Source organism: Leptolyngbya sp. FACHB-671 (assembly GCF_014695745.1).
Lineage (GTDB): Bacteria > Cyanobacteriota > Cyanobacteriia > Elainellales > Elainellaceae > JAAUTN01.
In genome coordinates this window covers 122,249-144,922 of the sequence record NZ_JACJOV010000051.1, presented here as the reverse complement: position 1 = coordinate 144,922, position 22,674 = coordinate 122,249, and the positions used below count along the sequence as shown (strand labels likewise).

At 49.8% G+C, this 22,674-nt stretch carries 23 protein-coding genes; 11 read left to right on the top strand and 12 right to left on the bottom strand.

Annotated features, from left to right (window positions below; genetic code table 11):
- Window positions 1-62: 62 nt before the first annotated feature.
- Complete coding sequence (locus H6F93_RS04890; RefSeq protein WP_190646490.1) at window positions 63-1,043, bottom strand: alpha/beta hydrolase; 981 nt, start codon at window positions 1,041-1,043, stop codon at window positions 63-65.
- A gap of 85 nt (window positions 1,044-1,128) precedes the next feature.
- Between H6F93_RS04890 and H6F93_RS04885 the strand changes: the two genes are divergently transcribed.
- Window positions 1,129-2,658, top strand: a complete 1,530-nt coding sequence (locus H6F93_RS04885; RefSeq protein WP_190679539.1) for a TolB-like translocation protein — start codon at window positions 1,129-1,131, stop codon at window positions 2,656-2,658.
- Window positions 2,659-2,772: 114 nt separating this feature from the next.
- Here the strand turns inward: H6F93_RS04885 and H6F93_RS04880 are convergent, their stop codons facing one another.
- From H6F93_RS04880 to gifA, 5 genes are all read right to left on the bottom strand, one after another.
- Complete coding sequence (locus H6F93_RS04880) at window positions 2,773-3,441, bottom strand: GvpL/GvpF family gas vesicle protein (protein WP_190679538.1); 669 nt, start codon at window positions 3,439-3,441, stop codon at window positions 2,773-2,775.
- A 79-nt stretch (window positions 3,442-3,520) separates the two neighbouring features.
- Window positions 3,521-4,387 (bottom strand): glycoside hydrolase family 108 protein, encoded by an 867-nt coding sequence (locus H6F93_RS04875; RefSeq protein ID WP_190679537.1) that lies wholly within the window; start codon window positions 4,385-4,387, stop codon window positions 3,521-3,523.
- A gap of 215 nt (window positions 4,388-4,602) precedes the next feature.
- Complete coding sequence (gene argJ, locus H6F93_RS04870; RefSeq protein WP_190679536.1) at window positions 4,603-5,844, bottom strand: bifunctional ornithine acetyltransferase/N-acetylglutamate synthase; 1,242 nt, start codon at window positions 5,842-5,844, stop codon at window positions 4,603-4,605.
- A gap of 95 nt (window positions 5,845-5,939) precedes the next feature.
- Window positions 5,940-6,359, bottom strand: coding sequence for a peptidylprolyl isomerase (locus H6F93_RS04865; protein WP_190679535.1), 420 nt, complete (start codon window positions 6,357-6,359; stop codon window positions 5,940-5,942).
- 255 nt (window positions 6,360-6,614) lie between these two features.
- Window positions 6,615-6,815, bottom strand: coding sequence for a glutamine synthetase inactivation factor IF7A (gene gifA / locus H6F93_RS04860; protein ID WP_190646484.1), 201 nt, complete (start codon window positions 6,813-6,815; stop codon window positions 6,615-6,617).
- Between the two features lie 260 nt (window positions 6,816-7,075).
- Between gifA and H6F93_RS04855 the strand changes: the two genes are divergently transcribed.
- The 4 genes from H6F93_RS04855 to H6F93_RS04840 all read left to right on the top strand — a co-directional run bounded on the left by H6F93_RS04855 (window position 7,076) and on the right by H6F93_RS04840 (window position 10,485).
- Window positions 7,076-7,927 (top strand): alpha/beta fold hydrolase, encoded by an 852-nt coding sequence (locus H6F93_RS04855; protein ID WP_190679534.1) that lies wholly within the window; start codon window positions 7,076-7,078, stop codon window positions 7,925-7,927.
- A gap of 251 nt (window positions 7,928-8,178) precedes the next feature.
- On the top strand, window positions 8,179-8,670 hold the full coding sequence (gene psbQ / locus H6F93_RS04850) for a photosystem II protein PsbQ (protein ID WP_190679533.1): 492 nt from the start codon (window positions 8,179-8,181) through the stop codon (window positions 8,668-8,670).
- Window positions 8,667-9,755: an NAD(P)/FAD-dependent oxidoreductase gene (locus H6F93_RS04845; protein ID WP_190679532.1), complete on the top strand. Its 1,089-nt coding sequence runs from the start codon at window positions 8,667-8,669 to the stop codon at window positions 9,753-9,755. The genes psbQ and H6F93_RS04845 overlap by 4 nt, the downstream gene beginning before the upstream one ends.
- 16 nt (window positions 9,756-9,771) lie before the next feature.
- The gene (locus H6F93_RS04840) at window positions 9,772-10,485 is read left to right on the top strand and encodes a sulfite exporter TauE/SafE family protein (protein ID WP_190679531.1); all 714 of its coding nucleotides are present in this window, start codon (window positions 9,772-9,774) and stop codon (window positions 10,483-10,485) included.
- A gap of 26 nt (window positions 10,486-10,511) precedes the next feature.
- Here H6F93_RS04840 and H6F93_RS04835 read toward each other — a convergent pair whose 3' ends face one another.
- From H6F93_RS04835 to H6F93_RS04815, 5 genes are all read right to left on the bottom strand, one after another.
- The gene (locus tag H6F93_RS04835; RefSeq protein ID WP_190646479.1) at window positions 10,512-10,721 is read right to left on the bottom strand and encodes a hypothetical protein; all 210 of its coding nucleotides are present in this window, start codon (window positions 10,719-10,721) and stop codon (window positions 10,512-10,514) included.
- 213 nt (window positions 10,722-10,934) lie between these two features.
- Complete coding sequence (locus H6F93_RS04830; protein WP_190646478.1) at window positions 10,935-11,783, bottom strand: DUF4388 domain-containing protein; 849 nt, start codon at window positions 11,781-11,783, stop codon at window positions 10,935-10,937.
- A gap of 153 nt (window positions 11,784-11,936) precedes the next feature.
- Entirely contained in the window at window positions 11,937-12,476 is a 540-nt protein-coding gene (locus H6F93_RS04825) for a GTP-binding protein (protein WP_190679530.1), read from the bottom strand.
- Window positions 12,477-12,525: 49 nt separating this feature from the next.
- Window positions 12,526-12,897: a roadblock/LC7 domain-containing protein gene (locus H6F93_RS04820; protein WP_190646476.1), complete on the bottom strand. Its 372-nt coding sequence runs from the start codon at window positions 12,895-12,897 to the stop codon at window positions 12,526-12,528.
- An 86-nt stretch (window positions 12,898-12,983) separates the two neighbouring features.
- Window positions 12,984-13,538: a protoglobin domain-containing protein gene (locus H6F93_RS04815; RefSeq protein WP_190679529.1), complete on the bottom strand. Its 555-nt coding sequence runs from the start codon at window positions 13,536-13,538 to the stop codon at window positions 12,984-12,986.
- Window positions 13,539-13,820: 282 nt separating this feature from the next.
- Between H6F93_RS04815 and H6F93_RS34530 the strand changes: the two genes are divergently transcribed.
- The 6 genes from H6F93_RS34530 to H6F93_RS04785 all read left to right on the top strand — a co-directional run bounded on the left by H6F93_RS34530 (window position 13,821) and on the right by H6F93_RS04785 (window position 20,805).
- On the top strand, window positions 13,821-13,952 hold the full coding sequence (locus tag H6F93_RS34530) for a hypothetical protein (protein WP_277881898.1): 132 nt from the start codon (window positions 13,821-13,823) through the stop codon (window positions 13,950-13,952).
- Between the two features lie 556 nt (window positions 13,953-14,508).
- Window positions 14,509-15,840: a cytochrome P450 gene (locus H6F93_RS04805; RefSeq protein WP_190679527.1), complete on the top strand. Its 1,332-nt coding sequence runs from the start codon at window positions 14,509-14,511 to the stop codon at window positions 15,838-15,840.
- A 73-nt stretch (window positions 15,841-15,913) separates the two neighbouring features.
- A complete protein-coding gene (locus H6F93_RS04800; RefSeq protein WP_190679526.1) occupies window positions 15,914-16,177 on the top strand; it encodes a photosystem II protein, Psb35-related in 264 nt (87 codons plus the stop codon).
- A gap of 30 nt (window positions 16,178-16,207) precedes the next feature.
- The gene (locus tag H6F93_RS04795; RefSeq protein WP_190679525.1) at window positions 16,208-18,691 is read left to right on the top strand and encodes an ATP-dependent Clp protease ATP-binding subunit; all 2,484 of its coding nucleotides are present in this window, start codon (window positions 16,208-16,210) and stop codon (window positions 18,689-18,691) included.
- Window positions 18,692-19,061: 370 nt separating this feature from the next.
- Window positions 19,062-20,102, top strand: a complete 1,041-nt coding sequence (locus H6F93_RS04790) for an aspartate carbamoyltransferase catalytic subunit (RefSeq protein WP_190679550.1) — start codon at window positions 19,062-19,064, stop codon at window positions 20,100-20,102.
- Between the two features lie 187 nt (window positions 20,103-20,289).
- Window positions 20,290-20,805, top strand: a complete 516-nt coding sequence (locus tag H6F93_RS04785; RefSeq protein ID WP_190679524.1) for a hypothetical protein — start codon at window positions 20,290-20,292, stop codon at window positions 20,803-20,805.
- Window positions 20,806-20,835: 30 nt separating this feature from the next.
- On the opposite strand, the gene H6F93_RS04780 is transcribed toward H6F93_RS04785, so the two are convergent.
- Window positions 20,836-22,647, bottom strand: a complete 1,812-nt coding sequence (locus tag H6F93_RS04780; RefSeq protein ID WP_190679523.1) for a hypothetical protein — start codon at window positions 22,645-22,647, stop codon at window positions 20,836-20,838.
- Between the last annotated feature and the right edge of the window lie 27 nt (window positions 22,648-22,674).

Below are 22,674 nucleotides of genomic sequence, written 5' to 3'. Positions count from 1 at the left end.
CTTAATCTCTTAGTTTTTTAATGATCTGGTAAAGATTTGAAGGATCTTCCCATCTCACACCGTCAATCCGCCTTGAGCGTAACCAGCGTGATTAGATCAGGTGACACCCTTTGACTCAGACGAAGTTCCGCAACAGCGGCATCGAACGATCGCCCCTGAGTGATGCGATCGCTAATTTCCTTTACCTCACTCCAGGTCAGATCGCTTTCAATGAAAGCTTTGGCAACGGCAATCAGTAGGTCCACACACTCGTTGCCTTCAGCCTCGGTCATCATCGTATGGGGAATGTCAAATTCTTTGTCAAAGCAGTGATACCAGGACTTTGGATGGAGTTTGCGAATAGATTCAAACAATATCCGCAAGTCTTTATTGCTAACTGCTGCATCGCTACCGCTTGACACAATGAGCGATCGTGCAGTGGGGTGCGTTTCAACGCGATCGAAGATTTCCTGCCCCATTTCCAAAAAGACGCGCAGGGCTGGCATTCGGAATCCGGGGTAGCCAAAGTGAGCCGTTCCTGGTTCGCTTTTCCACTCAAAGTAGATGTTGAGAGCACGAATCACCCAGTCCAGCACAACGTTGCTGTTGCGAAGGTAAGGGGCAAACAGCAAGGTTTGATCGACCCGTTCAGGATGTTCTAGCGCTAGCCAAATCGCCAGGGTTGCCCCACCTGACAGTCCACCCAAAACCACCTCTTGCCCCAAATCTTGAACCCAGTGCAGCCAATCTTGCCCAAACTGCTGATAGATTTGCCGATCTTCCGGCAGGGGTGGCGGAGAGTCACTGTCCCACTTTCCAGCTACGCCATGCCCTGGCAGCAAAGGAATCAAGACGTTGTAGCCTGCCTCAAAAAAAGTTTTGCCAATTGGGACAAACTGAGCAGGTGCAGCCGTAAACCCATGAAAGAATAAAAATACCTTGTCCGTCGGGTTAGGGTGAAGCAAAAATCGAGAACGACAGTTTTCATCCATCAAAGACAAGTCATCCTCGGCTGCTGCAACCGCCTGTACCAATGTCGCTGTTAAAGTGGAGTAATCGGGCATCTTCCTATATTGGTCGGGCGATGATTACAGTAGCGTTTCTAGTTCAACCTAAGCAATTCGCTCAAGTTAAACAATCCTCCTTTAGATGACTGATTCCACGGCTCGTCCTAAGCTTTTACAACCACTTGACCGAACTGCACTGGTTTTGATGCTGGTGCTGGGTTTGGCGATCGCCTTGCTGGTTCTCAAAGGCGATCGCACTGCCCCCCATGTGCGCGACTTTAGCTGGCAAAATGCTCACGTTGGGGCAGAAGACACCGCTTTTCTGCTGACCTTCAGCCGCCCGATGGATCGCACCAGTGTGGAAGAAAATTTGCGCCTGGAGCCACCGCTCCCTGGGAAATTTAGCTGGTCGGGTCGGCGAATGGCCTACACGCTCGAAAAACCTGCGCCTTACGGCACTCAGTTTGAAGTACGGCTCCAGGGTGCCCGCGATCGCTTTGACAACTCAGACGACGAGCGGACGGCTATTGAGCCATTTCTAGGGAAATTTCAGACCCGCGATCGCGCTTTTGTGTATCTAGGCGTAGAGGGCGAGCAAGAGGGACGATTGGTGATGTACAACCTGACGCATCAGCAAGAGCAGGTGTTAACGCCGGAGAACCTCGTGGTGATGGATTTTGAGCCTTATCCAGACGGCGATCGCATTCTCTTTTCCGCGACCGATCGCACTGCCCAGCAGCAAGGTAGCCTTGATCAGCGTATCTACACTGTCACCACTGGAATTCAGGTGCGATCGCCGGACAGCCTGGGAGGACAAGACCCTGCTTCCACTTCCATTGAGCCGCAGTCCGCTGGTGTAATTCAACAGTTGTTAGACAGCCAAGATTATCAGAACCTCAAATTTGACCTTTCCCCCGACGGTCAAACAGTGATCGTGCAGCGCGTCAGCCGAGAAAATCCTGGAGCCGACTTTGGGCTATGGATTTTGCAGCCCGACGCTGCGCCCCGTCCGCTAGAGACTGAGCCAGGAGGTGACTTTTTAATCGCGCCAGACAGCAGTTCTGTGGCGATCGCTCAGGGACAGGGAATGGCAATTCTGCCGCTGGACGACCAGGCAGACCCGCTCGACTTTTTGCCCCAGTTTGGCATGGTGATGAGCTTTAGCCGAGATGGCACCGCTGCCGCAATGGTGCGGTTTAATGTAGAGCCTCAGAATCCAACGCGATCGCTTTTCCTGGTGACAAATCAGGGCACTGAGGAAGAGTTGTTTCGTACAAACGGCTCAATCCTCTCAGCCGAATTTGACCCTGCTAAGCGAGTCCTTTACTGTCTGATGACCGAGCTACTGCCCACCGAGGCTTACCTAGAGCAACCCTACTTAATTGCCGTAGACCTGGAAACGAAGCAACGAACTAATTTACTGCTGTTGCCCATTCAGCGCGACATTCAAATGAGCCTTGCACCTGATGGGCTGGGCATCTTGTTTGACCAGGTTATCGCTGAAACGGAGGAAGGGGCTGAACCAGGAGTGCTTCGCAGTCAGGAAGGGAAAGCGATCGCCTCCAGCAAACTCTGGTTTCTTCCTGTTGTCCTTGCAGCAGATGGCACTCCTGCACCAGTCGAGGCACAGCCTTTGCCGCTGGCAGGGTTAAGACCACACTGGTTGCCCTAGATTAACCTGAAAGTTTTGAGTGAAAGCGCGGCGTTGCTGCGCTTTTGTTTTATGCGGAATCCGTTTCTTACAAAAGCACGATTTGGTGTTAATTAGTCTTTATTAGTCTTTCATTTACACAAAATGATAAGGCGGCAAAGCTTCTCCCAGGCTCAACTGCCAATGAGGACACTGGGACTGCCAACTCGGTAAGCTGTGGTGAGGCGTGAAGCTGGACAGAAAACTTGCCAAGAGATAAATTCGCTCCACTCCATCCTTAGGTTCAGACCGGACTAAATCGGGGTAATGCTGGGCGATCGCCTGCATCAACTGTTCCAATTCGCTTTGCTGCTGCTGCTGTTGCTCTGCCTGACTTTGATAGCGCTGCTTTTTCGCCAGAAAATAATCTTTCCCCTTTAGATCGGATTCAATGGAAGGTTGCGATCGCTCCACAGGCGTTAACTTCAACACATACTCGGCCTTGCCCTGCAATTTAGCCAGCTTTTGCAAATATTCAGAGCTTCGAGTTGCTAAATGCTCCAACAATCCTTCACGAGAAACAAAATAAGTACCAAACCGCAAAGGCAAAACAACGGTCTGGCGAAATAATTCTTGAATTACTCGATCATGCACCAAAACAGCTTGCATCAGCTGTTCATCACTGTTTTGCAGTTGCTCAACCTGAAGCTTAGGCTCTACCACAGCCGACAAATATGCCCCGTTGACTAGAGCAAGGTCGCCCAAAATACCCTCCGGCAGCTCCGGCGGCATCTCAGAACGAGGAAGAAAAGCGTAGGTGTACATCCCCAAAAACCTGTTGCCTTTCTTTCAGTAAAGCAGGAATCGGTGTTGCTGACTGGTAGTTGATTTCGAGATGAAACAATTAAGTCATATTTGAGATATATCTCAAGAGATCATTGTCTCGATTGAGCCAACCCTGCAGAAAAACTCGCTGGCTTGAATCTTGGCTGACTCGGCGGTAACGGTAATCAATTCTTGCCTGACAATAGCGTCTGGCAGTCGCCGCTGTGTTGCCCCGTGACAAAGCGTTTCTGGTGGCTGGACCAAAGGAACCATCCACCCCGATCCCTAAGGTTTCTTGAAGAAACTCCGTTGCGCCACCCACGCCAAAGTTAATTGCCGTATCCAAATGCACGATCGCCAGGGGACGTACCATTAGCTCACACTGAGCAGGTTTCCAGTACATATCCCGATAGATTTCATGGACTTCAGCATCCGTAATGTGTCGAACGCTCTGAGCCCCAAGTCCTTTGCGTCTGCGATAAGACTGATAGGTCGCTGTTGTCACGCCTTTATTCGTTTCTCCCCCATAATCAGACGGATTATTTACATACCCACCTTCCCAGCGCAGTGAAAAGCGTAGCCCTTCGCTAAAGATGTTACCTGTTTGAGGGACAGGCGTAGGCGTGGGGGCGGGACGGGACGGGGTAGGAGTAGGGGAAGGACGCGGGGGCGCAGGAGTAGGGGTGGGAGTGGATACCTGCACTCCTACGGAACTGACGATAAAATAAGCCGCTTTGGGCGAAAGCTCATCTGCTCGAAACCCATAATAATCGGCAAAAGAGCGGTAGGCTGAACCCGTTTGTGATCCCCAGATGCCGTCAGCGCTTCCGGCTGAAAAACCCATTTTGTTGAGCGACAGTTGGAGAGACTGAACAAGAGCACGGTCTTGTTGAACGCTGTTGATCGGGTAAGTTGCTTGTCCCCTGGCGATCGCTTGTAGATCCATATTTGAAAAGAAAGTTAGCTAAAAGGCGAGAAATAGCTTTAGTGTACCGAGACAAAACCTGCCTTCTACCTTAAGTAGAGCTTCTGCAATACTTTGTAGAAAATTAACGCATGTTCAGGGCTGTGCCTATTACTCTTCGTTTATTTTCTACCGAAAGATAGTTGTTGCCCATCGCCCATTCAGGTCTGTTGCCCATCACCTAACTTGGTTCAAGTTCAGGTTGTATATTCAGCGTTGATTTTGACGTAGTCGTAGCTAAGATCGCAGCCCCAAGCTACTCCCGATCCGTGCCCAGTCCCTACACTGACTGAAATTAGAACTGTATCTGTCTTTAAGTATTCCCCTGCTGCTGCCTGTTTCAGGTAAGCGCTAGCAGCAGCGCGATCAAATTCAAGCGGTTGACCATGCTCCATAAGTAGGAAGTTACCTAGCCGCACCTTCAGATCATCTTGCTCGAACGGAACACCCGCCCGTCCAGCAGCAGCAGCTATTCTGCCCCAGTTGGGATCGCGTCCAAAAATGGCAGATTTGACTAGCGAAGAACCGCAAATCGTTCGAGCAATTTGGCGAGCAGACTGATCATCGTTTGCCCCCTCAACTCGCACTTCAACCAAACAGGTCGCTCCTTCCCCATCACGGGCGATCGCCTTTGCCAAATGCACACACACCTCAGTCAGCATTGCTTCTAGCTTTTCGGCATCTGCCCCCATTTCAGTAATTGCAGGAGTACGAGATTGCCCGTTCGCTAATGCCAGCAGCGTATCGTTGGTGCTGGTATCGCCATCTACAGTAATTTGGTTAAAACTTTTGTCAGCAGCACGGCTGAGCATGTCCTGCCACAAAGGAGGGGCGATCGCCGCATCACAGGTGACAAACGCCAACAGCGTCGCCATGTTGGGGTGAATCATCCCAGACCCTTTGCAAATGCCGCCAATGCGGACGGGGCGATCGCCCAACATCGTCTCTAAAGCAATGGTCTTTGGCACCAAATCGGTAGTCATGATCGCTTTAGCAGCCTGATCCGATCCATCCTCTGAAGCCGCAGCCACCAGCTTAGGAACGCCTGCCCGTAGCCCATCCATCTTAATTCGCTGACCAATCACCCCCGTTGAAGCAATCAGCACCGCTTCCGGTGCGATCCCCAATGCCTCAGCTAACAGTTGAGCACTTTCCTGAGCATCAGACCAGCCCTGCGCTCCCGTTGCTGCATTTGCCTGACCCGCATTACAGAGAATGGCACGAGCGCTGCCCTTGGTCTGGAGACGCTGACGGCAATAATCGACGCAAGCTGCTCTGACTTGAGTAGTGGTGAATACTCCAGCGGCGATCGCCTCCACATCCGACAAGATCAGCGCTAAATCCGCCGCGCCAGACGGCTTCAGCCCAGCCGCAATTCCCGCCGCCCGAAAGCCTTTCGGAGCCGTCACCCCCCCCGAAATTTCATGCCAATCAGCCATCGCTAGTCTCCCTGTTAGTTAGGCGTTGCTGGATGGAGAGGGATTTTTGCAGTTAGAAAACTAGTTTTCTAACTGCAAAAATCCCTCTCCTAAACTTATTTCTCGATCTTGAGCGACAAGATTTTGTCGCCTTTACGAATCGCATTCACAACATCCATGTCCTCAGTTTGTCCAAAAGTGGTGTGAACTCCATCAAGGTGAGGCTGAGGCGAGTGGCAAATAAAGAATTGACTGCCGCCCGTATCTCGTCCTGCATGAGCCATCGACAACGTTCCGGCTAAATGCTTATTTTGATTGATTTCGCATTTAATTTTGTATCCGGGACCGCCTGTCCCCGTTCCCTGAGGGCACCCTCCTTGAACCATAAAGTTGGGAATAACGCGATGGAATGTTAGTCCGTCATAAAACCCTTTTTCTGCCAGGTCAACAAAATTTTGAACTGTGTTGGGCGCATCCTGGTCGAACAGGTTGAGATGGATAGTGCCCTTCTCAGTTTCCATAATTGCGCGAGTCATAGTTTCTCCTGTATCTACTAAGGATGTTCGGGAATCGAAAATTCAACTCACACGATAAACGTGCAGCCTAGTTTACGTCAGTCTGCGGTTTAGGAGCTAGGGAGGTTTGCAGTTTGACACAGCGAGGTCAACTCTGCTCAACCCTTACTCAATAAGTTTGGGCGCAGAAGCAATGCTCCTACGCCCAAACTCACTCATTTTAAATTAATTAAACTGAAACGATACCTAACCTAACTGACCCAGCGTCTAACGGCCTCAGCTAAAGGAAGCATGGCTGCGATCGTAGTTGGCTCGGAATGTGGGATGAGGTTGCCCTTGAATGTGGTTCCAATATTCAGCTGATTCAGGCGGTAGTCCCACTTCAGCCGCCGTCCGTCCAAGCATAGACTGTTGACGCTGCTTGACCAGATGATGGTGGCGCATCATTAAGGCACGAGCTCGATCTTGTGCAGTCATATAAAAACCTCTGTAATTTAGTATCTAAAAATTCTGTACATAAGAACTATAGCACAATTTTCTGTAACAAAGACTACAAAATGTAGATCATGTCAAAAAATCAATACTTTCAGGCATTGCTAATCAAAGCTACAAATCTGATAAGGCAATTCGCGTAACGCTCCTCCTGGTTTGCTTGATCAAAGCCCCCCTCAGCAGTAAGCTCAGACAACACCTGAAACGAGATTCTCAGGTTAAATAGTCTGGGTTAGTTAAAGCAAATGGCGGAGACAACAGAGAATCGAATTGAAGCAGGAAACCTGGAGTGGTTTTACCGTGCATCTGACCCTGTGAATTCAACCAAGCAGGTTCCTGTTGTGCTGCTGCATGGATTGCCCTCGCAGAGCTATGGTTGGCGACACATTTTACCGGCTCTGGCAGATTATGGGTTTCAGGCGATCGCCCCCGACTGGATTGGCTTTGGCTTGTCTGCCAAGCCCGACAGGCGCAAATTTGCCTACACATCTGATGCCTACATCGAAGCACTGGGAGAATTCTTCAAGGCTTTAGAAATCGAGCGATTTTCCCTCGTCGTTCAGGGATTTTTAGGATCTGTTGGTTTGCAATATGCACTGCGCCATCCTGACCAGATTGAGCGATTGGCGATTTTGAATGCTCCTATCACAACTACCGCCAAACTACCCTGGAAAATCAAGCAATTGGGACTGCCTTTAGCAGGTGAAATGCTGACTCAAGATCCGCTCCTGGTCGATCGAACTCTAGAAGGAGGTGGCGGCTATCGAGTTGAGGATGAAGACCTGGACGTTTATCGCCGTCCGTTCTTGAAAAGCTCTGATGCGGGGCGATCGCTCTTCGCTGTCGTCCAAAACCTCAAACTTCAGCAAGCAACAGCCGAAATTCAGTCCGGTTTCTCCAACTGGAAGCAGCCTACCTTGCTTGCCTGGGGCATCAAAGACCCCTGGTTGCCATTAAGCATTGCCGAAGCCTTTACAAAAATCGTTCCCTCTGCCGACCTGGTACAACTCGAAGAAGTGGGCCATTATCCCCAAGAAGATTGGCATGAAAAAGTGAGTGAAGTATTGCTCCCCTTCCTACGGCGACAGGTTGTTTAGAGGCACAACTTCTTCTCAATCTGCTGTGATATGGGCGTGTTGTCTGTTCAAATCAAGTAGGCATCTTGCTACTCACAATGGGTAGTTTGGGGGGTAGTTTAGGCTCATAAGTTGATCAATGATTGCTAACCTCTGACTTCTGAGCTATAAACTATTCATCATTTTGAGATATATTTCTTCACAAAGGCAGCAAGCTATCGACTTACGAAAGAATGGTGGCTTGGTTGTTTGATGTTAAAAATTAGGAAGCTATGATACGTTACCGATCTATTCTGGCTTTTGTTTTGGCAGGCATTGCCGCTTTCCTTGTCAGTTGCAGCAGCCCCGCAACAACGGCAGCGCCGACCTACACCGAGGCTCAACTTGCTCAGATTGAGCGATATTCTGCTGACGTGCAGGAGTTGCGCGATCGCCTCTTGGAAATTCCACCTCTGGTTCAGGCTCAACGCTGGCGAGATGTTGAAACCTTCATCCACGGACCCTTGGGTGAGTTGCGTTTCAGAATGGGTAATCTAGCCCGTAGCTTAGATCCCAAAGTGCAGCCAGAAGCTCGTGCTGCAGCCCAGGAAGTGTTTGAACACCTGATCGCAATCGACGAAGCAGCCAAAGCGCGAGATAACCGCAAAGCTTTGAGTAATTACAATGGCGCACTGGCAGATTTTGAAACTTTCCTGAAGCTTGTTCCAGCGTCTGAGCAGCCCGTAGCCTTTATGCCATCGGCTTTTGTTAACACAGTTCAATGACCCATGTTGTGGTAGTTGGCTGTGGAGTCGTGGGGGCGGCGATCGCCTATGAGCTAAGCCAAATTCCCGATCTGTCTATCACCGTGTTAGATCGTCAGCCCCCGGCTCAAGCCGCTACAGGTGCAGCATTGGGCGTCCTCATGGGTGCGATCAGCCAAAAAGTTAAGGGAAATGCCTGGAGAATGCGTCAGTCCAGCATTCAGCGCTATGAGACACTGATTCCTGAACTGGAGGCGATCGCCCAACAACCTATCCCTTACAATCGGCAGGGCATTTTGATGCTCTGCTTTGACGTTGAAACCTTACCCCGGTGGCAGCAATTAGCTGAAACCCGCCAAACGCAAGGCTGGCAATTAGAAATTTGGGACAGAGAAAAACTCCGTTGCTGTCCCCAAATTAATCCAGAGAAAGTACTGGCAGCAATTTATTCTCCCCAGGATCGGCAGGTTGATCCCACTACACTAACGTTAGCCTTGGTCAAAGCAGCGCGGACGAAGGGCGTTACCTTTCACTTTGACGCTCAAGTGCTGGGATTGAAATCTACGGCAGATGAATCACAAACTTGTCAACAGGTTCAGACAACAGCAGGAAATTTCTCCGCCGACTGGGTTGTGATTGCGGCTGGGTTAGGCTCAACGCTGCTTACCCAAGCTGGGATTCAACCCGTTGATATTCGTCCTGTTTTAGGGCAGGCTTTACAGTTGCAGCTAGAGAATCCGCTGGGCGATCGCAACTTTCAACCCGTGATTACAGGCGATGACATTCACCTCGTGCCGCTCGGCAACGAACAGTATTGGGTTGGCGCAACGGTTGAATTTCCTAATGATGCGGGGGAAGTTAGTGCTGATTCTGCTCAACTGGATGCGGTGTTAGAGGGGGCGATCGCCCTCTGTCCAGCTTTATCTCAAGCCAAAATTCTCAAAACCTGGTCAGGGTTGCGTCCTCGCCCATACGGTCGTCCCGCGCCTATCATCGAACCGCTACCAGGATACACTAACGTTCTACTCGCGACAGGGCATTATCGCAACGGCGTATTGCTTGCTCCCGCAACGGCTCAAGCAGTTTGTGATTTATTAGCAAAGTGAGAGCATTTTAGTAAAAATGCTCTCACTCTTAACTATTGCTAGCATCCTCTTTCTTGCAACATTTACTCGGTCTGCAATTGGTTTTGGCGATGCGCTGATTGCAATGCCTTTTCTGATTCTTCTGGTTGGACTAAAAACTGCAACACCGCTCGTCGCTTTGATGGGTTCAACTATCTCGCTAGTTCTTCTGATCAATGAATGGCGCACATTAGATTTACGCCGACTGTGGCAGCTCATTCTTTCAACATTTCTCGGCATTCCATTTGGCTTAGTTCTACTACGTTTTGCTTCAGAGGACTTAGCTAAATCGCTATTAGGAATTCTGTTAATTCTCTATGGGCTCTACCAACTATTGGGATTATCTCTACCTCAGACACGCCATCCAGCATTAGCAGTTATTTTTGGCTTTATTGCAGGAGCATTTGGCAGTGCATACAACACGAGTGGAGCAATCATTGTCATTTACGGAACCTTGCAAAGATGGGAACCCGATTATTTTCGAATCAATCTGCAAGGCTACTTCCTGTTAACGAACTGGGTTATTGTTGCAAGTCATGGATTAGCAGGACTATGGACACCGCAAGTTTTGCAACTTTATGCTTACTCTCTTCCGGCTATTTTTGTAGGTGCTTGGGCAGGTGAAATAATTAGCAAAAAAATTCCAAAAGCAATATTTAGTCAGCTAGTATATGTTTTACTAATTTTGCTTGGGATTCTATTTATCACTTAAGACGACGTGATGTTTAGCAACACTCATTAATACTCTAATCGCTTCAATAAAAAATACAAATCAATCATTGGAATTGCGGGCACCAATACAGCCAGCAGGACATTAAAACTTAAAACTTGCACGAGCACAAAGTAAAAACTGATCCAAAGGCTGACTGTTAAACCAACTGGCGAAGCTAAGAACTCCAGAAATTCCAAAATGGCTAACAGCAATCCCATCATTGTTTCTCCTCTCATGGGCTTATCCAGGGGTGATAAATGCTTAACACGGATCAGTAGACAAGTTTACAGGACACTACAGATTTTCTTCAGCTTAAGAAGTAAGGAGTGTAACTTACTCACTGTCAGCATGAATTAAGTAATACCTATTCTTTAGTCTTCCGCATTACCTTCTTGGGTACTCTTTTGGGTGTTGAAGTTAATTTTGCTAGAAATCAGTCAGTTTCAGTGCTAAACCTTGCCTCTGAGGAATCCAACCAGGTTTTGTAGAAAGGATTGGCTCACAGCAGATGCCTCTGTGGGAGCGACGCTGAGTTCTGCGGGTTCTGTCTCCGGGGTAAGCGAGATAGGTTCTGCGATCAGCGGAATTTCTTCTGCCAGGGCAGACACAACTAACCGGAAGGCAACTTGCTGAATCTTCTCGACCGGTAGCCGGAGCTGACTGGCGATCGCACTTAGCGAGACAGAGCCACTCGTAAATTCCCAAACCTGCCATTCCACCTGATTTAGCCGAAGTTGAGGTTTGCCGTCAATAATGCTGATCAAAGCTGAAGTAGAGTCGGGTAGTTTATCTGCTAATGCTGACCAGTCTTTCAGTGCTCGTAAGCCTGCTAGTGTTACCTCAGTTGCAGGAGCGCTCAGTCCAGTCATCTCTGCTGCGGGCAAAGGAACTTTAGGGTCAAACTGAAACCAACCGTCCCCCAACTCAAACAACGCACAAACCTGACGCATGACTTGAGAATAAAACAGCAGCTTTAGCTGTTCAGCCGTCAACGCTCCCTGAGCTTTGAGGCAAAGCCCCATTGGGGTACCAATTGTGCAAGTTTGGGACAACCGAGAGGCGGCGCGATCGCCTAACCATCCCCGCTGTCCAATCATCGTCACTAATCCTTGCTGATTGAGGGAGCTAGCCGCCGCCACAATTCGCCCCTGGTTAAACCAGATGTAGTGATTTTTCTGTCCTTCTACACCAGAACCAGTCAAGGCACAAATGTTTAACAAACCTGTCTTACATCCCTGCTCCAAAAATTGAAACATTTCTGCAAGAGAAAACTCTGCCAGGTATCCGGTAATTGCCATACTGCCTGCTTACCTCTCAATAAGCCCTAAAAATTGTCAGAATCGTGAACCAATCTATTCATGCCTAACCGTTTAACAGTCGGTGAGGGTGGGTCGTACCCACCCTACTCCTGCTGATATGACTGCTAAATTTGACTGCTAAATTTGGCAAGGCTAAACCAAGCAACCTTGCATCGAATGCTGTACCAGCGCAATCACAGCTTCAGCAACCGAGGCAGATTGGTTAGGGTTCACCGTGATGATGGGAGGGCATCTGTTTGCATCTAAATATCCCAAAGCAATGGCAATATTTTCTGCATCCCATGCTCCTGGACAGTCTGTGTGGGTAAGACCAATGATCATAGGAACTTGCGATCGCTGCTTCATGAACCCCAGGATGCGGCGGGCTGACCGAAACTCGTGAGGTCGGTGAGCCGCCACCAGCAGGATGTAGGCGTGGGACTTGCGGATTAGAATGTCCCACATGAAGTCAAAGCGGGACTGCCCTGGTGTTCCGTAAAGATGCAGCGCCATTTCCGGCCCAAACTGTAATCGCCCAAAGTCGAAGGCAACGGTTGTCCTTTTCTTTAGCATTAAAGTTTCGTCCGTAGCTCGACGGTCAGTGTCAACAACCTCGATCTCGCTGACCGAACGAATGAAGGTAGACTTTCCGGCCCCCACAGGTCCGGTTACTACCAGGCGCATGATTTCCATTAAGCCTCACTCGGTAGAAGGGTGAACGGGAAAATGAACCGAGAGACCATTACATCAGAACCAGCTTTAGCTCTGTCAGGGCGCGCTTGATTTCAAGCATCAGCAAACCTTGCTTAGCAGACTGATTTGCCAACACCAAGAAAACTGCATCTTCACCGCAACTCGTTAGAACGCCATAGCCCTGGTTGCCCTCTACGTAAATGCGATCAATCGTGCCTCTAGCCAACTCATTACCAATGCGTTCGCCCAGAGACAACATCGCAGCAGACATTGCCGATACGCGTTCTTCGTCCATTGCTCCGGGCAGGCTGGTTGCTAGGGGCAAACCATCCGGTGTAACCACTGCTGCGCCCTGAACGTCATTGGTAGAAGTGACAAAATTTTGCAGAATGCCGCTGAGTTTTTCAGTACTGATAGCCATGATGAAATCCTTTTCAATTCTTTGGTAGGTGGTCAGATTCAAACAGGTGAAATTAGCTAGGGAAGTCGGTTTTGGAACGGGCAAAACTACATTGCATGAGCACCCGTAGCAATGAGTCGCTTAAACAGCCCTTCAGTCCAGCCTGTTTCTTTGAGAACGGCAGCAGAGGAGACTTCGACGTAAGCCTGTTCGATAAATGCCAGGTCAATCATGCAAATACGACCGAGGGATTCTTGCACTGCATCAGACATTCCGTCTGCTACGCGCCGCTTACCGAATTCCTGAACAACGGTTGCCATTGCCGGAACAACGTGCTGAGGTCCGATGCCGATTTGAACGTGAACTAAGCCAATCCGCCAGCGGCGATCGGCATAAGCATTCCCCCACTCATCCATCCCTGTAAACATTTCGTGGAACCACTGCACAAAAGTTTCACGCAAACGATGGATCCTACCCTCAGATGCATTGAGGATTGTACTCATCTCGGCATCACGACCTAAGTAGGCATAGAAATGGTCAGCCATTTCTGGTGCAACTTTTAGACCCCACTCTGCGTTGGCTTGAAGCAACGCTCTATCCTCAGGGGTGAAACCAATTCGGGTGGCCATTTTGTTCATGAATGCATGTGGCTCTAAAGCCATAACGCTAAGCTCCTTAATCGAGGTGGAAGTGATGTCGTTCATCAGCATCTTTTTAGCAACTAGGACTTAGCAGGGGGACGGGGTGAATACCTACTTTTCGATTAATTCCAAAAAAGCGAAATTTATCAGCTCAATGCCTGATCTCACGTTCAAAAGTTAAGAGATTCTATTCTTTAAACGGTTTTGAGCAGAATCAAACTGTCAAGCTTAGAGCTTAACCAGCTTTGAATTTACTTAAGCAATATAAACAACTATGGCTAAATGTTTACCCCAGGTTTCCGGTTGATTGCAGGAATTGCTGAAACGGTTGAAAGCAGAGGAATAGCAACAAATGCATTGTTTATTTATTTAGCTATCTTTAAGTTTCCAAAGGTTAAGCAGGATAAAGAATTTAATCCAGATGATAGTTTCTGAGATTTAGACGCAGTTTTCTGCCGAGATTCTTAAGGTGTCCCGCTAAATGACTTTGCTCAACTGTCAAAATTTGTCGCCCCGTATGTTCACGGAATTTCTCTACACATAAGTTTAAGTACGAGTGAGAAATTATTTTTTTGCTTAATTGCTATGTAATCAATGAATTGAAAAATCGCTAAATAGCCGTATATCTACTACCTTGCCAAAGAATTATTCAAGCAAATTAAATGCCTAAGTGGTACTGAAATAAAGCCGGAGCTTGTTAGATAAGCGCAACACTGTAATAAGTGGGTTCAGCAAACAAAATTTGGATGAAGCCGAGTTGAAGTGGTGGTTGAAAACTTTGGCGAAAAATTCTTTTGGGAATTTTCCTGATCGCAGGGGACCAACTGGAATAGAGGAATGGTAGATGCACCCTGATTTAACCTCTGGCTTCGCGCCAGAGGTTTTTTATTTTTGCAGCAGAGGTAAGGGGGCAGTAGCTTTTGTCTAATCCATCAGTCAAGCTAAAGAAAGCAGAAGTGCCTGCTTGTAGTGCTGATGATGACGAATAACAATGACTAAGGGTTCAACCACTTTGCCTCCGGGGCGCTATGGTTTGCCTATATTGGGCGAAACGTTGAGTTTTTTTGGCGATCGCAACTTCGCTCAAAAGCGACATCAGCAATACGGGGCAGTCTTCAAAACTCGCCTGCTGGGAAAACCGACCATCTTTATGCGTGGGTCAGAGGCAAATCGGTTTGTTCTGACTCATGAGAATCAGTATTTTGTTGTGACCTGGCCGCCGAGCACGAAGGCGCTTTTAGGTCCGCTTTCTCTAGCACTACAAACGGGGGGTACCCATCAGTCACGGCGCAAACTTTTGGCTCAAGCTTTTCTACCCAGAGCGCTGTCGGGATACATTGCGGCGATGGAAGACATCACTCAGCGCTACTTGAGAAGCTGGGAAGAGCAGCGATCGCTGACCTGGTATCCAGAACTGCGAAACTACACATTTGATATTGCCTGTAAGCTGCTAGTTGGCTTCGATGCAGGTTCTGAAACTCGATTGGGTCGTTTGTTTGAGGTGTGGTGTGAGGGGCTGTTTTCGCTGCCGCTAAACTTTCCCTGGACGCGATTTGGGCGGGCGCTGCGGGCAAGAGATCAGATGCTACAGGAGCTAGAGTCGATCATTCGCGATCGCCAGCAGTCTCCCGATCCGGGTGATGATGCGTTGGGACTGCTGATTCAGGCGCGAGATGAAGGGGGCGATCGCCTCACTTTGGAAGAACTGAAAGACCAGATCTTGCTGCTGCTGTTTGCCGGACACGAGACTTTGACTTCGGCGATCGCCTCCTTTTGCCTGCTGATGGCACAGCATCCTCAAATCTTTGAGCGAGTGCGGCAAGAACAGCAGAAGTTTCCCTGGGATGCACCGATCACGCTGGAGCAGTTAAAGCAAATGAGCTATCTGGAACAAGTCCTCAAAGAGGTTTTGCGCCTGATTTCTCCTGTAGGCGGTGGTTTTCGGGAAGTGCTGCAAACCTGTGAATATAATGGCTTCTGCATTCCCAGTGGGTGGAATGTGCTGTATCAAATTGGCCCAACCCACAAGGACGAAGCAGCTTATCCTGACCCTGATCGATTTGACCCAGAGCGCTTCAACCCAGAGCGCACTGCTTCTCTGGAAGAACAGAAATATGGCTACGTGCCTTTTGGTGGCGGCATTCGAGAGTGCATCGGCAAAGAATTTGCGCGACTGGAGATGAAGCTATTTGCAGTTCACTTAGCGCGGCACTATAGCTGGGAATTGTTGCCCGATCAAGACCTAGACATGGCTACAATTCCTACTCCACGTCCAAAGGACGGTTTGCAGGTTGAGTTTTTGCCTCTGCAAAAAACCTCATAGTACTGAATCTACACCTGTTTTACTTCGGTTTTCCATCCCGGCAAAACCTGCTTGCAGCGATACATTAGTAGACATGAGCTACACAAATGTTTATAGAGCGAGGTGGCTGCGATGTTCTATTTACCGATTCATTGCGGGTTGTGTGGTTGCAGCCCTTCTCAAGACTCAAGCTTATTTTCTGGAACCGTCTAAACCGATTCATTTCCGTAACTGGTTCCCCAAGTTTCATGCACTGGCTGAGTCGCTGATGGGTCAGCAGGTTGAATACGCTGAGCGGGTTTCTAGCTATGACCAAGACTGCTATCTGGCTCGACTGACTCAGCGTGTTTGTGGCTAGTGCAATTATTTTTAGTGAGGCTTTACGCAAATGTTTGAATATTTCAATGACAAGGCGATCGCCGTCATCATGTTGTCCCAGGAAGAAGCGCGACGCATGGGACACAACTTTGTCGGCACAGAGCAAATTTTGCTGGGCGTGATTAAAGAAGCGACCAGCGCAGGCGCAACCGTTTTAATTGAAATGGGCGTTACCTATGAGGATGCTCATACTGAAGTCGAGAAACTGATTGGTCGTGGTTCTGGCTTTATTCCAGCAGAGTTGCCATTTACGCCTAAGACCAAGCAGATTTTGGAAGGAGCCGTGCAGCAAGCGCGACAGATGGGTAACCCCTCGGTTGGGCCAGCCCACATGCTGTTGAGTCTAGTGCAGGACAAAGACAATGTGGCCGCTAAAGTGCTGCAAAATCTGGGGCTTGACCTGGACAAGATTCGTACTCAAATTATTCGGGTGCTGAGTGAAGTTTCGCCCGTCGCAGCCGGAGGGCAAGGTCGTTCGGCAGCTAACCGCTCTAACCGCAAGTCAGGAGCGCTGGAAGAGTTTGGTACAAACCTGACGCAAATGGCGGTTGAGGGCAAGCTTGACCCGATGGTCGGTCGTGAGCGTGAACTGGAGCGGGTGATCCAGATTTTGGGTCGCCGCACAAAGAATAATCCGGTGCTGGTAGGTGAACCGGGCGTGGGCAAGACGGCGCTCGCCGAAGGACTTGCCCAGCGCATCGCGGATCAGAACGTTCCCCCAACGCTGTACGACAAGCAGGTGATTAGCCTGGATATGGGTTCGATATTAGCCGGAACTCGTTTTCGCGGTGACTTTGAGGAGCGGATGACGCAAATCATCAGCGAAGTACGCGAGTCCGATGACGTGATTCTCGTGATCGACGAGATTCATACTCTAGTTGGCGCAGGCTCAAACGAGGGCGGCATGGATGCTGCCAATATGCTCAAACCTGCTTTAGCACGGGGCGAGATGCAGTGTATCGGTGCGACTACATTAGACGAATACCGCAAGCACATTGAGCGAGATGCAGCGCTAGAGCGACGGTTTCAGCCTGTAATGGTGGGTGAGCCGAGTGTCGATGAGGCGATCGCCATTCTGCGAGGATTGCGTCCACAGTATGAGCAACACCACCGTTTGACGATCACAGATGAAGCCCTGGAAGCAGCAGCTAAGCTAGCTGACCGCTACATCTCCGATCGCTTCTTACCTGATAAGGCGATCGACCTGATCGACGAAGCAGGTTCGATGATTCACCTGAGACATTCACGTCAGTCTCCGATTCGGGATCTGAAGCGGGAATTGAGTCAGGTGACTGAGGAGAAAAAGATCGCCGTCACAGATCAGGACTTTGACCAAGCTGGGAAACTGCGCGATCGCGAGATGGCACTTGAGGCTCAAATCAAGCAGCTTCGGGATGCAGAGCAGCAAGGTTCAGTTGTTCAACAGAAGCCTTCTGTCACTGAAGAGGATATTGCTCAGATCGTAGCTTCCTGGACAAGCATTCCAGTGAGTAAACTGACTGAGTCGGAATCTGCTTCGCTGATGCATTTAGAAGCAACTTTGCATGAGCGAGTCGTGGGTCAAGAGGAAGCCGTGACGGCACTAGCTCGTGCGGTGCGGCGATCGCGCGTCAGGCTAAGCAGCCCTGACCGTCCGATTGCCAGCTTAATCTTCTCCGGGCCGACCGGCGTTGGTAAAACTGAATTGGCTAAAGCTCTAGCAGCCAGCGTATTTGGCTCTGAAGAGGCAATGATTCGCCTGGATATGTCGGAGTACATGGAGTCACACACCGTCTCCAAGCTGATTGGTTCGCCTCCTGGCTACGTTGGCTATGACGAAGGCGGACAGTTGACCGAAGCAGTGCGTCGCAAGCCTTACACCGTCATTCTGCTTGACGAAATTGAGAAGGCGCACCCCGATGTCTTCAACATGCTGCTGCAACTGTTAGAAGATGGTCGCCTGACCGATGCTAAAGGTCGCACAGTCAGCTTCAAGAATACGCTGCTGATCATGACTTCCAACATTGGCTCTAGAGTGATCGAGAAAGGCGGTGGTGGTCTGGGCTTTGAGTTCTCTGGCGATACAGCGGCTGCATCTCAGTACAACCGGGTGCGATCGCTCGTCAACGAAGAGCTAAAGCAATACTTCCGCCCTGAATTGCTCAACCGCTTGGATGAAATCATCGTCTTCCGTCAGCTTAACCGCGAGGAAGTGAAGCAGATTTCAGACATCATGCTGCGCGAAGTTTCGACTCGTCTGGGCGAACAGGGAATCGCTCTAGAAGTGACAGAAGCTTTTAAGGAGCGCTTAGTGGCTGAAGGCTACAGCCCTGCATATGGGGCACGTCCACTGCGGCGAGCGATCGCCCGATTGCTTGAAGACAATCTGGCAGAAGCGATGTTGGCAGGACGGATTGGAGATGGAGATGTGGCGATCGCCGACATCGACGATGACGGTCAAATCCAAATTCAACCTCAGCACCAGGCAGTTCAGAACCCAGTCGGAGTTCTGTAATCCTACAAGTAACCTCGTTAACCTTGTTCCCAGGCAGGTCCTGGGAATGCCCACAGCGAGGCTCTGCCTCGTGACAGCCACATAGAGGCAGAGCCTCTGACCTAGCATGACAAGGCAGAGCCTTGTAGCGAGGAGCAGCTCTGTAACGAGGAAACAAGAACCAAGAACCTTCATACTTTCCTTGGGAAGTGTGAAGGTTCTTTGGGTTTTAGAAACTCTTAACAGCAAGTATGCGGATTTTTGAGAATCTGTACCGAAGACCGTTATTTGAGGCACCATAACATTTGGCAGCCCAGCAGTCCTTTCGATGAGCTTTTCTGCTGTGACTTCCCTACTTCAGACCCTCTCCACTTCAGACGAAGTGCCCCTCATGTCTACCACCACCTGGACTCGTCGCCACATTATCTCCCTGGCTGACTTCACCACAGAGGAATACGACACTGTCTTGCGGACTGCTGCTAGCTTTCGGGAGGTGCTATCGCGCCGCACCAAGAAAGTACCCACTCTACAAGGACAGGTCGTAGCCAATCTATTTTTTGAGCCTTCAACCCGCACCCGCAGCAGCTTTGAGCTTGCCGCCAAAAGGCTTTCAGCCGATACCCTCAACTTCACCCCTGGTAGCTCTTCATTAACGAAAGGGGAAACGATCCTGGACACTGCCAAAACCTATTTGGCAATGGGCACCGACCTGATGGTGATCCGGCATCGCGAAGCAGGCGTACCCCAGGCGATCGCCACCGAAATGGATCGGCTCAACTCCAACGTCGGCGTTCTCAATGCCGGAGACGGTCAGCACGAACATCCTTCCCAAGCGCTGCTTGACCTGTTTACCATCTGCTCTGCCCTCGACCCGGACTATCCCAGTTTTTCGCTGCTGGAAGGGAAAAAAGTGGCGATCGTGGGCGACATTTTGCACTCCCGCGTAGCTCGCTCTAACATCTGGAGCCTCACTGCCAGCGGAGCTGAAGTTCACCTGGCTGGACCACCCACCCTGCTGCCTAAGTTATTTGAACAGTACACCGCATCCCGCGATCGCCAACCCCCCACTTCTCATTCCCCATCCCTCATTCCTCATCCTTCCCCCGGCAAACTCTTCCTCCACTGGGATCTCGATCCCGCTTTGGAAGATGCAGATTTCGTCATGACCCTGCGACTACAGAAGGAGCGCATGACCCAACATCTGTTGCCCAGCCTTCGGGAATATCATCAGCAGTTTGGGGTTACTAGCGATCGCCTCAAACTTTGTAAACCCAACGTCAAAGTGCTACACCCCGGACCGACTAACCGGGGCGTAGAAATCAGCTCTGAGCTAATGGATGACCCCAAAATCAGCCTGATTCCCCAGCAGGTCACAAGTGGCGTTGCCGTTCGGATGGCATTGCTGTATCTCATGGGAAGCGGCAAAGCTTAATTTATTTCGCTCACCGGTCTTGTCCGTAAACCCCGGACAAACGACAAAAATTTGAGAATTGCGCTTTGAGCGGTTGAGAACTGCTATATTAAGCAACCGTTAGGGTCTGGACAAAAAAGTTCGCTATTTTGCTGCTTTTTCAACGCGCCAGGGATTAGAATCAGTACAAAAGTACTATCTCAAAATTATGGTTCAATACACGTTAGCCCAGAGTCCTGAAGTAATTTTGACCGTTCCTGGTAAAGATTCATCTAAAGCTCGTGATAAAGCGATGGATCAACTGCTGGAATTGATGGAGTCGGGTGAACTGCCAACTGATTTGTCAGATGGATTTAGTCCACAACAGTTTATTGAAGTTAAAGAGCAAAAACCCGTGACGACTGATGATGAAGATGCCGTAACTCAGGCAGTGCAAGTTCTTAGTAACCTCGCAACTCTCAAACTCAAGGTGCAAACCTCTCGTTCTGAGGCAATGAAGGTGCGCGCCCAAATTGACACCTTGTTTACCGATGAGGCGGTTGATGAAGCAGAGCTAGAGAGCCTCAAGGAAGGCTTCAAGGTTCTCAAAACTTTTGCTCAAGCTAATGTGCGCTACCGCGAAGCTCGTACCCAGGCTGAGGAAGCCCGTACAGTGCTAGACAAAGCTTTGTCTTCAGCAGATTCCACCCCTGCATCCAACGGAACCAGTAAGGCGAGTAAATAAGCTCGAGGTCAAAAACTAGAGCCGCCGGAATCAGGTTGCTTCTGGGAAATAGTGAGCCAGGATAGCGGCGTAGGCCTCGTTTACCCGCTGGGCTTGCTCTTTGCTGCCGCCAGCGTCCGGATGGGCAACTTTCATTGCCTGTTTGTAAGCTCTCTTGATTGACTCAAAGGTAATGGGTGTAAATGGGCCGAGATTCAGCAGGGTTAGGTAGTCGCTTAGCGTATCCCTAGTTTTCTTCTGGGAAGTCCAAGGGTCGTAAGCCTGCCGCTCCTGGTAGGTGCGATCGCTAATACTCTCCAGGGCTGCGATCGCCTCTTGCTCCCAACCAAACAGCCTGAAAATTTCGTGTTGGCGATCGCCCAATCCTTGCCACAGCCGTTTTAATTCTGGCAACCAGGAGTACTGCGGGTTGTTGACAAACTGCCACAGCGCTTCGGAAGCATTAAAACCGCCTTGATGGTAGATGTAATAACGTTCACCCGTTTGAGGATCGACGTGACAGCCAAACTGCTGCAAAATATCTGCCACTTCATAACCGATACCGTTTTCACCGTAGATCAAAGTTTGCAGACGAGCCAAGGTTGGGTTGAGCTGACAGGCCCAATCTAGTTCACATAGTGCAATCCAGTCAGGGATACAGTAGAGCGGCGTTTCTGCATTGGCTTCACGATGGCTAGAGCTATATTGCTCGTAGTCACCCACCGTTCCCCAAGTTTCCTTAAAGCGCTTTAGCCATTCGGCTTCGGTCTGGGGCGGAGGAGGTAGTTCAGCCTGCCCCGATGTCCTTAATTCCGCAACTTGAGCCGCCAATTCAGTTAATTGGTTTTGCAAGCTGTCTACCCGCTCGCTAAAGTGCAGAGCCGTTGAGCTTAGTTGGCTAGAGAGAATTTTGACAAAATAGGCTGCCTGCGCGTCTAGAGCCACCTGAAGCTGCTGCTTAAACTGATCGGTTTGGGCTTTGAGCGATTGAGCGATCGCCTCTTCAAGCTGCTGTTTAGACAGAGCAGCGTGGATTTTGAGGGACTGTGCGATCGCCTCCCGAATCTCGCCGATATTTACGGGTTTTAGCTGGTCAGTCTGAGCTTGAAGCGCTTGGGCGATCACTTCCTGAATCTCACCAACCCCGACAGGGTTAAACTGATTAGTCTGAGTTTTGAGTACCTGAGCGATCGCTTCCTGAATCTCGCCAATATTTACGGGTTTTAGCTGGTCAGTCTGAGCTTGAAACGCTTGGGCGATCGCCTTCTGAATCTCACCCGCATCCAATGGTTTAGGCTGCCTGGTCTGAGCCTTGAGCGCTTGGGCGATCGCTTCCCGAATTTCACTAATACCTACAGCAGGAGCAGCCTCAGCAGAAACATCCGCAGCAGATTGATTGTTGGCAACCTGTTCAGACAGGTCTTGCATCCTGCTTTCTACGGAGCGCTGATTTGCCGCCAGTTCAGCCAGGGCAGCGCTTACCGTTTGCAAATGCTGGCTGAGGGTATTAATAATCTGCGGTTCAACAGTTTGCTCTAAGGTCGCAGTAGATGAAGCAATGCGCTTGGAATAGAGGAAGCGATCGCCCTGCTCAGGAGAATAGACCAGCAAATCTGCTTCGGTGTCTAGCTCACCGCCACTAAAAACCAGCGTCACTTCACCCTTGGTGTAGGCAATTTTGGCGTTTTTCCAATCTTCGATCAGCGATTTGCAAAGTTCAGCCAAGCTAAAGTGGGTTGCCTGCTTGACAATCCGGCATCCCGTCTTGGTCGAACGCAGGAAACGCTCACCGAGGACAACGACTGCCTCTTCGACTGTTTCCGCCTCCAGAGCGAATGTAACCTTCAGCGACTTGGGGTGCATTGGAGCCTAGTAGAGCAACGTAAATCT

What these genes read in the sequence shown, in the direction of transcription:
- H6F93_RS04785 (WP_190679524.1), top strand. Translation starts at nt 20,290, where the DNA reads ATGGTTCAATACACGTTAGCCCAGAGTCCTGAAGTAATTTTGACCGTT.
- H6F93_RS04875 (WP_190679537.1), bottom strand. Translation starts at nt 4,387, where the DNA reads ATGGATCTACAAGCGATCGCCAGGGGACAAGCAACTTACCCGATCAAC.
- H6F93_RS04795 (WP_190679525.1), top strand. Translation starts at nt 16,208, where the DNA reads ATGTTTGAATATTTCAATGACAAGGCGATCGCCGTCATCATGTTGTCC.
- argJ (WP_190679536.1), bottom strand. Translation starts at nt 5,844, where the DNA reads ATGGCTGATTGGCATGAAATTTCGGGGGGGGTGACGGCTCCGAAAGGC.
- H6F93_RS04800 (WP_190679526.1), top strand. Translation starts at nt 15,914, where the DNA reads ATGAGCTACACAAATGTTTATAGAGCGAGGTGGCTGCGATGTTCTATT.
- H6F93_RS04830 (WP_190646478.1), bottom strand. Translation starts at nt 11,783, where the DNA reads ATGGCAATTACCGGATACCTGGCAGAGTTTTCTCTTGCAGAAATGTTT.
- H6F93_RS04805 (WP_190679527.1), top strand. Translation starts at nt 14,509, where the DNA reads ATGACTAAGGGTTCAACCACTTTGCCTCCGGGGCGCTATGGTTTGCCT.
- H6F93_RS04790 (WP_190679550.1), top strand. Translation starts at nt 19,062, where the DNA reads ATGTCTACCACCACCTGGACTCGTCGCCACATTATCTCCCTGGCTGAC.
- H6F93_RS04780 (WP_190679523.1), bottom strand. Translation starts at nt 22,647, where the DNA reads ATGCACCCCAAGTCGCTGAAGGTTACATTCGCTCTGGAGGCGGAAACA.
- H6F93_RS04880 (WP_190679538.1), bottom strand. Translation starts at nt 3,441, where the DNA reads ATGTACACCTACGCTTTTCTTCCTCGTTCTGAGATGCCGCCGGAGCTG.
- psbQ (WP_190679533.1), top strand. Translation starts at nt 8,179, where the DNA reads ATGATACGTTACCGATCTATTCTGGCTTTTGTTTTGGCAGGCATTGCC.
- H6F93_RS04845 (WP_190679532.1), top strand. Translation starts at nt 8,667, where the DNA reads ATGACCCATGTTGTGGTAGTTGGCTGTGGAGTCGTGGGGGCGGCGATC.
- gifA (WP_190646484.1), bottom strand. Translation starts at nt 6,815, where the DNA reads ATGACTGCACAAGATCGAGCTCGTGCCTTAATGATGCGCCACCATCAT.
- H6F93_RS04840 (WP_190679531.1), top strand. Translation starts at nt 9,772, where the DNA reads ATGCTCTCACTCTTAACTATTGCTAGCATCCTCTTTCTTGCAACATTT.
- H6F93_RS04815 (WP_190679529.1), bottom strand. Translation starts at nt 13,538, where the DNA reads ATGGCTTTAGAGCCACATGCATTCATGAACAAAATGGCCACCCGAATT.
- H6F93_RS04885 (WP_190679539.1), top strand. Translation starts at nt 1,129, where the DNA reads ATGACTGATTCCACGGCTCGTCCTAAGCTTTTACAACCACTTGACCGA.
- H6F93_RS04820 (WP_190646476.1), bottom strand. Translation starts at nt 12,897, where the DNA reads ATGGCTATCAGTACTGAAAAACTCAGCGGCATTCTGCAAAATTTTGTC.
- H6F93_RS04825 (WP_190679530.1), bottom strand. Translation starts at nt 12,476, where the DNA reads ATGGAAATCATGCGCCTGGTAGTAACCGGACCTGTGGGGGCCGGAAAG.
- H6F93_RS04835 (WP_190646479.1), bottom strand. Translation starts at nt 10,721, where the DNA reads ATGAGAGGAGAAACAATGATGGGATTGCTGTTAGCCATTTTGGAATTT.
- H6F93_RS04890 (WP_190646490.1), bottom strand. Translation starts at nt 1,043, where the DNA reads ATGCCCGATTACTCCACTTTAACAGCGACATTGGTACAGGCGGTTGCA.
- H6F93_RS04855 (WP_190679534.1), top strand. Translation starts at nt 7,076, where the DNA reads ATGGCGGAGACAACAGAGAATCGAATTGAAGCAGGAAACCTGGAGTGG.
- H6F93_RS04865 (WP_190679535.1), bottom strand. Translation starts at nt 6,359, where the DNA reads ATGACTCGCGCAATTATGGAAACTGAGAAGGGCACTATCCATCTCAAC.